Annotated in this window: 9 protein-coding genes; 4 read left to right on the top strand and 5 right to left on the bottom strand. The window is 57.2% G+C overall.

Annotated elements, in window-relative coordinates; genetic code table 11:
- Positions 1 to 109: 109 nt before the first annotated feature.
- Positions 110 to 1,126 carry an XdhC family protein gene (locus tag K5D32_RS25440; protein ID WP_221576800.1) on the bottom strand — a complete coding sequence of 339 codons (1,017 nt, stop codon included), beginning with the start codon at positions 1,124 to 1,126 and terminating at the stop codon, positions 110 to 112.
- 294 nt (positions 1,127 to 1,420) lie between these two features.
- Between K5D32_RS25440 and K5D32_RS25445 the strand changes: the two genes are divergently transcribed.
- Positions 1,421 to 2,314, top strand: a complete 894-nt coding sequence (locus K5D32_RS25445) for a LysR family transcriptional regulator (RefSeq protein ID WP_221576799.1) — start codon at positions 1,421 to 1,423, stop codon at positions 2,312 to 2,314.
- Between the two features lie 12 nt (positions 2,315 to 2,326).
- Here K5D32_RS25445 and K5D32_RS25450 read toward each other — a convergent pair whose 3' ends face one another.
- Positions 2,327 to 3,928: a hybrid sensor histidine kinase/response regulator gene (locus K5D32_RS25450; protein ID WP_221576798.1), complete on the bottom strand. Its 1,602-nt coding sequence runs from the start codon at positions 3,926 to 3,928 to the stop codon at positions 2,327 to 2,329.
- A gap of 201 nt (positions 3,929 to 4,129) precedes the next feature.
- Between K5D32_RS25450 and K5D32_RS25455 the strand changes: the two genes are divergently transcribed.
- Positions 4,130 to 4,753, top strand: a complete 624-nt coding sequence (locus K5D32_RS25455; RefSeq protein WP_198728068.1) for a response regulator transcription factor — start codon at positions 4,130 to 4,132, stop codon at positions 4,751 to 4,753.
- A gap of 64 nt (positions 4,754 to 4,817) precedes the next feature.
- Complete coding sequence (locus tag K5D32_RS25460) at positions 4,818 to 6,413, top strand: hybrid sensor histidine kinase/response regulator (RefSeq protein WP_221576846.1); 1,596 nt, start codon at positions 4,818 to 4,820, stop codon at positions 6,411 to 6,413.
- 45 nt (positions 6,414 to 6,458) lie between these two features.
- Here the strand turns inward: K5D32_RS25460 and K5D32_RS25465 are convergent, their stop codons facing one another.
- The 3 genes from K5D32_RS25465 to K5D32_RS25475 are packed head-to-tail and all read right to left on the bottom strand — an operon-like array spanning position 6,459 to position 8,732.
- Positions 6,459 to 7,727 (bottom strand): OmpP1/FadL family transporter, encoded by a 1,269-nt coding sequence (locus K5D32_RS25465; protein ID WP_221576797.1) that lies wholly within the window; start codon positions 7,725 to 7,727, stop codon positions 6,459 to 6,461.
- A gap of 31 nt (positions 7,728 to 7,758) precedes the next feature.
- Positions 7,759 to 7,998: a hypothetical protein gene (locus K5D32_RS25470; RefSeq protein WP_221602277.1), complete on the bottom strand. Its 240-nt coding sequence runs from the start codon at positions 7,996 to 7,998 to the stop codon at positions 7,759 to 7,761.
- A gap of 5 nt (positions 7,999 to 8,003) precedes the next feature.
- Complete coding sequence (locus K5D32_RS25475; RefSeq protein WP_260407544.1) at positions 8,004 to 8,732, bottom strand: OBAP family protein; 729 nt, start codon at positions 8,730 to 8,732, stop codon at positions 8,004 to 8,006.
- 291 nt (positions 8,733 to 9,023) lie between these two features.
- On the opposite strand from K5D32_RS25475, the gene K5D32_RS25480 reads away from it, so the two are divergent.
- Positions 9,024 to 9,539: a DUF4142 domain-containing protein gene (locus tag K5D32_RS25480; protein WP_221602279.1), complete on the top strand. Its 516-nt coding sequence runs from the start codon at positions 9,024 to 9,026 to the stop codon at positions 9,537 to 9,539.
- Positions 9,540 to 9,802: the final 263 nt, after the last annotated feature.

The raw sequence follows: 9,802 nt of genomic DNA on the forward strand, positions 1-9,802 counted from the left end.
GTAGCTTGTAGCTTGTAGCTTGTAGCTTGTAGCTTGTAGCTTGTAGCTTGTAGCTTGTAGCTTGTAGCTTGAGGCTTGAGGCTTGAGGCTTGAGGCTTGAACCTGAAGCCTAAAGCTTACAACTTTCCTCCAGCCTCTTCGCAATAGCGACCGAAGCCTCTCTGGGCAATGGAACATTGTTCTTGGCCGCAAGAATTTCGGCCATGACGCTGACCGCGATTTCCGCCGGGGTTTTGCTGCCGATGTAGACACCGATGGGGCCGCGCAGGCGCTGCAATGATGCCTCGGTTTCGCCAAAGTGGGTCATCAGCCGCTCTCTGCGACTCTGGTTGTTACGCCGCGAGCCGATTGCGCCAATGTAGAACGCCTGGCTTTTCAGGGCCTCCAGCAGCGCAAGGTCATCCAGCTTGGGGTCGTGGCTCAGGGCAATAATGCAGGTCCGAAGGTCGGGCCGGAACGCCGCCACCACATCATCGGGCATACCACTGCTTTTCTCCACGCCATCAACGGCCCAAGTGTCCATGTACTCGATTCGCGGATCGCACACGGTTACCTTGAACCCGTTGAACAGCGCCATGATCGAGACATATTCGGCCAGAGCACCGGCACCGATCAGCAGCATGCGATAGCCTGGGCCAAGGGTGTTGACCAGACGCTCACCGTCGAACTTGAGCTCTTCAGGGATCGGCGTCGTTTCCAGACTCACGCTGCCATCGGCCAGGTTCACGTTACGCCGCACCAGATAACCCTGTTCAAGCTGGGCAACCAGTTGCTCCAGGGTTTGCAGCGGGGGGCTGAACTCCAGGACCAGCTCCAGTGTGCCGCCACATGGCAGCCCGAACCGGTGAGCTTCGTCGGCGCTGACGCCATAGCGCACAACTTCAGGGGGCGTCAGGGGAAGACTGCCCGCGCTGTAAGCCGTGGTGTAACGATGAATCAGATCATCCTCGATGCAACCACCGGACACGCTGCCAACCGCTCGACCATCATCGCGAAGCACCATCATCGACCCCACAGGCCTGGGCGACGAGCCCCAGGTCCGCACGACGGTGGCAAGCAGAATCTTGTGGCCGCTGGCCAACCAGTCACAGGCCGTGCGTAGCACCAGAACATCAATACTCGCCATGATCAACGTCCTGTCTATTCAAGGTGCGGCGAAAAGCCTGGTCCATGTGTGTGCTCATAGCGGGAAATACGAAAAGCGGACAGGGCTGCAATCAGCGCCCTGCCCTTTGCGGGTCATTACTCATTAAAAGGCCGTGATGCCGCCGAGAAAAGCCCCTGAAACCGAATAGAGTCATGAACCATATCAATCAATATCTTCCTCATGGATTGAAGCAGAAATACTGCATTCATGAGTGCTGCGACACTGTGTCCGTCTTGATAAAGTGGCTCGCCCCCCCATGCAGAGAATTGATTAATGCCCAAGGAAAACTACAGCGACCTGCTCGCCCTGATTGCAGTTGCGCGCGAACGCAGCTTCACGCGAGCGGCCTCTCAGTTGGGGATTTCTCAATCCATGCTCAGCCATACCATCCAGGGGCTGGAGGCACGGTTGGGCGTGCGCCTTCTGACTCGCACCACGCGCAGTGTTTCGGTAACCGAGGCCGGTGAGCGCCTGCTGCAAACGGTCGAACCGCGCCTCAAGGCCATCGAGTCCGAACTGATCGCCGTGGTCGAATTCGGCAACACACCCGCCGGCAATATCCGTATCACGGCCACCGACCATGCCATCGATACCCTGCTCTGGCCCAGGCTCGCGCAGATTCTGCCCAAGTATCCGCAAATCAGTGTGGAAATGGTCATTGACTATGGCCTGACCGATATCGTGGCGGAAAACTTCGACTTCGGTGTTCGCCTGGGAGACGGGCTGACCAAGGAAACCGAGGCCGTGCGCATCGCACCCGACATGCGCCTGGTGATCGTCGGCGCACCGTCTTACCTTGAGTCGCGCACAATGCCCGCCCGGCCTCAGGACCTGATGGATCATGAATGCATCAACATGCGCCTGCCGACGCGCGGCGGGCTGTATGCCTGGGAGTTGAAGAATGGCGATCACGAGATCAATGTGAGGGTCAAAGGCAAACTGATTTTCAACGGCATCAAGCAGATCCTCAATGCCGCCGTCTCGGGCTTTGGGCTGGCCTTTGTGCCCGAAGACATGGCCAAGCCCCATTTCGATGACGGCACCCTGCTCCCGGTACTGGAAAGCTGGTGGCCGAGCTTTCCGGGCCTGCACCTCTATTATTCCAGCAAGCGGGAAAAATCACGGGCCATGCAGACCCTCATCGATGAACTGCGCTACAAACAGTAGCTGGATGCCGGCTCAAGACTTCTCGCGCATCTCCAGCAGGCTCAGGCGCAACTCCGAAGGTCGAAGCGGCTTGGACAGCACCGAGACTTTACGGCCCTGCAAGGCTGCCTGGACCATTTCCACCTCGCGCCCGGTGACGATCAGGGCCGGAACATCCCAGCCACGATCAGCCCGTATGCTGTCGATGCAGTCCAGACCGTTGGCGATGGTACCCAGATCGTAATCGGCGACGATGATGTCGCAATCGGTGGTCAGGCCTTCGGCCGAATTGGCCATTTGCACCTCGCAGCCCCACTTTTCCAGTAGCGCAGCGGTGGCCATCAAGACGTTGCTGTCATCTTCCACCAGGCAGATTTTCACGCCATTGAGCAGGCTGTCGCCCAGCGTCTTCCTGCGTGCAGGCTGCGCAGGCGCGGCCACCTCTTCAAGCCCGTGAATCGTCACCGTCGTGCCACGATCCACCCGCGAATCGATACTCACCTGCACACCGAGAATCTGACTGAGCCGCTTGACGATGGACAACCCAAGGCCCACGCCCTCGACGTCCTTGTCACGCTCGTGGCGAATCCGGTAGAACTCGTCGCAGACCTTGGGCAGATGCTCGGCGGCCATGCCACGGCCCTGATCATGAATGCTGATCGACAGCCCATCCCTGCGCTTGCGGACACCGATCAGCACTGGCTGCCCGGGAGCATATTTGAGTGCGTTGGAGAGAATATTCTGGACCATCGTGCTGAGTAACGTGCCGTCGGTCCTGACCCAGCGCCGACAGGCCCGAACCCGCAGCTCGACACCCGCCCAACGTGCCGCCGCACTGTTTTGCTGGACGATCTCGGCCAGCATCTCGTCCAGGTTCACCTGATCCGAGCTGGCCGAGACCTTGCCGCTGTCCAGGGTGTAGATATCCAGAATGGAGCGAAACAGTTGCGAAACGTTGTGCAGGGAACGATCGATGCTGTCGACCAGTTTCCGCTCATAGTCGCCCAGCGAACTTGAACGCAGGCACGCGGTAAACATGCCAATGGAGTGAATGGGCTGGCGCAGGTCATGACTGGCCTGAGCCAGAAAGCGCTCTTTCTCCCGGTTGGCCACAGTTGCCTGCTCCGAAGCCTCACGGGCCCTGACCAGCAGGATATGGGCATAGCCCGGCACCAGAATGGTCACCGAAATCAGCATCAGAACCATGAACGGCTGTGACTGCCAATACGGCGTCAATTGGTAAGTGATCAGGATCGAGAGCATTGCCAGGCATGCGGCAATCGCCAGGTAGCGTGAGCCGAAGCGCATGCCGTTACCGAGAGTGACCCAGACCATCACACTGAAAATCGGCAAGGTTGCTTCCCCGCCTACGATCAGCCCGACGGAAATCCCGGTGTAGTCATGCAGCATTCCCAGCACGCGGCGCACTGGATAGACACCGGGATAGCGGACGATGTGATGACGCAGGAGCAAAGAAACCACCAGGAAGCCCGAGTAGTAGGCAAGGATCGGCTCGTACTGAGCGACGTCGAAATTCGGCAGAAAACCGATCGACCCTACATAGACGATGGCAACCGTGGCAACGATCAGTCTCAGCGTCGCCTGATCCAGTTCGGCGTTTTTCCGCTCCTGCATGTTTACTCCTGATTTCAGGCCGGAAAAGTTGAACAACCTTTCCTGAACTTAAAATAAATACTGGCGTCCTAATATCACTTAAAAAGAAACGGTTCGACAATGCCGCCAAACGATAAAGAATCAAGTTAAAGGCGTATCATTTATGATACATATTGTCTCTATCGAGTATGATGAGCGCACTTAAAATTCGGAAGCAGAGGCATGTCGTGCAGAATCATCGTGGCCGACGACCACCCCTTATTTCGTGAAGGCATGCTACGCACCATCGAGCGTTTGCTGCCTGAAGCGATCATCGAGCAAGCCGGTAATCTCAATGAAGTCCTGACCCTTGCACGCTCGGGTGATGAAGTCGATACGCTGATTCTCGACCTGCGCTTTCCCGGCCTGGATTCGATGCAGAATATTGCCGAACTAAGGGACGAATTCCGACGCACGTCGATCATAGTTGTTTCAATGATCGATGATATGGAAACCATTTCCCAAGTCATGGCTCATGGTGCCGATGGTTTTATCGGCAAGAACATCGACCCGCTGGAAATAACCGAGTCCATCATCGCCATTCGTCAGGGCGAAGTTGTGGTCAAGTACAAGTCCGAAGGCTCGATTCTGAGCGATTCGACGATCAGCGCTCTCAGTGCGCTCACTTTCCGTCAGAAACAGGTGCTGGGCCTGGTCGCCGCCGGAAAGACCAACAAGGAAATTGCCAAGGAACTGGGTATCTCGCCTTTCACGGTGCGCATCCATGTGTCCAGCCTGCTCAAGGTGCTTGGCGTATCCACACGCTCTGCCGCAGCGGCGCAGTTCTCCAGCCTCGCCATCAAGTAACTCTTCGCCTCACTGCCAGCCAGGAACCGCGATGTCGATACTCTCCAAATGCAAAGACCTGGAAATGATCCAGGCCCTGCTGCGAATGGCGGTCATCGCCACCTCCGCACTCTACGCGCTGATCATGTTTGCCCTGGATGATATGTCCGAAACCCGGATGTGGGTGATTCTGGCCTATTGCCTGGGCTTCGGTATCGTCGGCACGGGCCTGATCGTGCGCATCGCCCAGCGACCTGGCGTGTCCACAAGACGCCGGGTATTCGCACTGGTTCTCGACAATATGGCCGGGATTGTCACCATTACCGTGGGTGGCGAACCGATGTTGCCGGTGTATTCGGTGATGCTCAGCATGACCGTCGGTTACGGCATGCGTTACGGGCGCAACTACCTGTTGCTGGCCACCGGCTTTGCCCTGGCTTCGCTGGCAATCATCATCCAGCTCACACCCTTCCTGCAGGAACATCCCGCCGTCGCGGTACTGATGATCCTGACCATGCTGGTGCTGCCGCTGTTCGTGTACTTCCTGCTCTCACGCCTGCATATCGCTCTGGAAGAAACCCAGGCGGCCAATGAGGCCAAATCGCGTTTTCTGGCTCAAGCCAGTCATGACCTGCGTCAGCCCATCCACTCCATCAGCCTGTTCACCGCCTGCCTGCGGGACGCGAAACTGGGTACGGACGAGCGCCGTCTGGTGGACAATATCGACCGGGCGCTCAGCGCGGTCGAACAGCTTTTCCGTTCATTGCTGGACAGCCACACACTCAATCAGGGTGAAGTGACGCCACGCCCGGAAACCGTGGATGTCGATGCACTGTTGAACGATCTGGTCAGCCAGAACAGCGAAGCCGCCAACTGGGCCGGCGTGGAAATCCGCATACGCCCCTGCCAGCAGCATGTCCACAGCGACCCGGCGCTGTTGCGCACCCTGTTGCAGAATCTGATCTCCAACGCCTTCAAATATGCTCCCGGCAAACCGATGCTGATCGGCTGCCGACACCACAAGGGCAGACTGAGCATCGGTGTCTATGACCTGGGCCGCGGCATCCCGGCGCAACACCTGCCTCATCTGTGCAACGAATTTTACCGGGTGCGCGAAGAGCGGGATCAGGACATTGAAGGCGTCGGGCTGGGCCTGAGTATCGTCAACCGTATTGCCCGACTGCTGGAACTGAAGGTCAATATCGGATCGCGCCCAGAGCGCGGCACGGCAGTGGTCATCAGCGGCCTGCAAACCGTAGCCGCAAGCCCTGCCGCACCAACCCTTGATATCGACTGGAACAAGCGCCTGCTGAGCGGTTTGCGCGTCTTGCTGATCGAGGACAACATCAACGTGCTGCAAGCGACCGCCATGCTGCTGCGCAAATGGGGATGCGAAGTGCAGACCGCCTCGGCCATCCCCAAGACCCGTGTCGATTGCGACCTTGTGGTCACCGACTTCGACCTTGATCGCAGCGCCACCGGTGCAGACTGCATTGCTTACCTGAGCCAGCTGCACGGTCGACAGATACCCGCCATCGTGATCACTGGCCACGAAATCCAGCACGTTCAACGATCGCTGAACGATCCACAGATCCCGGTCCTCTCCAAACCTCTGCGCCCGGCAGAACTGCGTTCACTGCTGTTGAGTTTCAGGATGAGGCTGTTGCGCGCCTCGGCATGAAGCGCTGCACCAGGATTTTGCAGAACGCTGTCGTTCACAGCTGGATCAGAAGCGGTATGTTGCCCCGACGCCAAACAGACTGGCATCGCTTTGATAAGTGGCACTGTAACTGCCCAGCGCATTGGCACGACTCACATCGACACTTTCTTCCCTGAGGTAAGAGTAAGCCAGATCAATCGTCAGTTGCGGCGTCACGCTGTAGCCGACGCCCAGGCTGACTATGCGCCGATCCCCGGTCGGTGTACGCGGCGAACGATTGGTATTGCTGGTCGGCGACTGATCGAACATCAAACCGGTGCGCAACACCCATTGCGGGTTCAACTGGTAAGCGGTGCCGATGGCATAGGCCCAGGTGTCGTGCCAGTTCAGGCCTTCCTGGATCGAACCAGTCAAGGCCGAGGCCAGCGAGCCACCTTGCGCAGCGGAAATCGGCTGATTACGCAGACTCAGGTCCTGCAGGCGACTCCAGCCTGTCCAGGTCGCGCTGGCATAAAGCGTCCAGGCATCGCTCAGTTCCTGGGTGACCGAAAAATCGTAGGACTCGGGCGTGGTCACTTTCAGGGTACAGTCGTAACGATTGCTGGCCAGTAACAGCGGCGGAGTTCCGGCACCCGTAGCCACCTGGGTGTGGCAATCCAGCTTGTAGTCCACTTTCGAGTGGTAAGTCAGCCCGACCCGAGTGGTATCGGTCGCATTGAACAATACGCCGGCATTGAAGCCCAGGGCCGTATCGTCGCCCTTGACCTTCACATTAGTGTCGGCAATCGTCGGGCTGAGGGTGATGTCAGACTCCAGGGTGCCCGCAATCCGGTTCAAGGTCGGCCCAAAACCAATCGACAACCTGTCATTGAAGGCGTAGCTGATAGTGGGCTGCAAGGTCACGACCTTGATGTCACTCTTGCTGGCAAACATGCGGCCCTGAAAACCGTTTTCATAATCGGTCGACAGGCCAAACGGCGCGTAGACCCCGAAGCCGAACGCCCAGTGCTCATCGAGCTGCCGGGTATAGAAACCGAACGGAACGCTGCTGAACGGCACCATGTCGCCGTCATTGCTGCCACTGGAGCGGCCGCTGACATGGCTGATGTCAGTGGACGCATCGATGAAAGCCACGCCCGCGGTGATTTGTCGGCCTTCAAGACGAGCCATGCCGGCCGGGTTGCCATAGACCGTACTGGCATCTTCAGCCGCCGACGCACGCCCGGCCTGACCGATCCCCATGCCACTGATACTTTGTTCGGTTCGGGCAAAGCCCCCGGCCAGCAGTTGAGTCGATACAAGCGCAGCGGTGAGGCCAAGGGAGGTCTTGAGCATGGTCATTTCAATTCATGGAACTCGTTATTCGTCAGCGGCGAAACATCGTCAGGATGTTCATATTGCCGCCATGGGTCGGCGCCTTGCCGAAAGAGAGTCCATTCATGGCAATCAGAGAAGAGTTCGTGAGGTGATTCAGGAATTCGACGCAAGCTGCCAAGGGTATCAGCAGCACAAAGATCGCTCCATAGTGCACATGTGCTATAGGAAAACCTGAATTTTCATGAAACCGGCCAGCGCCACTCGACCCGTCGAAGCGCTGGTCGGGCACATCACTTACTTTTTCGGCCCAGGTGAGTCTGGTTTGTGAGGCTGTTTAACCGTCGGGTCCTGAATCTGTATCACCCGCCCTTCGCGCCACGCATCGGCGCCCGGCAACACCGCGGGCGCAACGATATCGGCCCTGGCAGCCTTTCGTTCAGCACTGCGGCTGCCAAACCGCTCATCACGCTCTGAAACCCTCCTCTCATCTGCCTGACCATCAGCGGTAAAGCCCATCATCAATTGAGGAACGCCCAGCGGCAGTTGCTTATCCATATCGGTATGCCAGGTATGCCACGTCTTGCCGTAGGTCCCCACAAGCTTTTCCATCAAGGCATGCTCTGCCGGCTGCGGGATACCCGGCGCGAACAGCTGGCCTGATTTGACCTCGTGCGCATGACTATGCCAGAGCGCCTTTTCCTGTTCGGGAAGCGTGGTGAACAGTTGCTCGCTGATGATGTACTCCACGCCCATCAACTTGGCATCTTTCATGTTGCCGTCGAAAATCGCGCACTGAATGACCTCTTCATTGAGGATCGAGCAGTAATGATGGGCTTCCATCTGGTCTTGCATGCGGCCATTGTAAAAATGGAAGCCGTTGAGGTAGGCATTCAGCTCATTGATGGGCAGACGGCTCTGCAACGCATCCGCCCCGACATCAAGAGCCTGGGTCAGCGGCGCCTTCGCTTCCCCCGGCGCCACCACTGCAGATTCTGTATTGCTATCGCCACATGCCAGCAACATCCCCAGGCACAGCGAAACGGTTGAGCACTCCAGCGCTATACGCCAATTGAAACCCTTCATCTTCCCCTCCCTGACCGTTCGAGGTCGTACCGGTGACGGCAACAAGGTTGAGAACCCTCGCACACCGACAGGTTTCGACTTTCTGACAGGCAGAGGACAGCAGACATGAAACCGGGCCGGTCAGGCACATGCACTTCGGGAAAAAGGCTGAACGAATCGGGAAAGCCCTCAGTCCGAACTCATACAAGCCGTAAATACACGCCCCACAAGACTGATAAAAGGAAGGATCAAATGGCTCACTTAATCAAAACATCCGCACTCGCACTGTTGATTTCCCTGGCTGGCCAGACGGCCCTTGCCGCTCAGGATAGCGACGACTTCGTGGAGGATGCTTCTGCCAAAGGTATTGCCGAAGTCGAAGCCGGCAGGCTTGCGCAGGAAAAAGGCAGCTCTGGCGATGTGAAAAGCTTCGCTGACAAGATGGTCAAAGACCACACGGCAGCCAACAACAAGCTCAAGGCACTGGCCGAAAGCAAGAATCTGGAGGTTTCCAGCGACGCGCAAATGATGGACAAAGCGAAGTCGATGATACTGGAGCTACGCAGCGCCAAGTCTTTCGACCAGGCTTACGCCAACAATCAGGTAAAGGCCCATGAGGAAGCCATCGCTCTCTTCGAGGAAGAAGCGGCAAACGGTGAAGACGCCGAACTCAAGGCTTTCGCTGCAGATACGCTGCCCAAGCTGAAAGAACATCTCGTGCATGCGAAGGAACTGGCAAAAGCTCATGGTGGCGATGCCGGTAATTGAAACTAACGCTTCGCCAGGCTTGTGGGTCTGGCGAAGCTGCAAAAAGTATAGGGGTTGGGTATTGCAGGCAAACCTATAGCATCGAAAGCAGAGATTTTGCTTTATTGAAGAATGCTATAAGGATTTTGTTTCGTATCAGATCGAGTGATCTGCATCTTTTTGACAGGCCTTGAGCATGTCGCTCAAGGCCAGAAAAATGGTGGGTCGTGTGGGATTCGAACCTACGACCAATTGGTTAAAAGCCAACTGCTCTACCAACTGAG

The sequence above is a fragment of the Pseudomonas cichorii genome (genome assembly GCF_019719005.1).
GTDB lineage: Bacteria > Pseudomonadota > Gammaproteobacteria > Pseudomonadales > Pseudomonadaceae > Aquipseudomonas > Aquipseudomonas cichorii_E.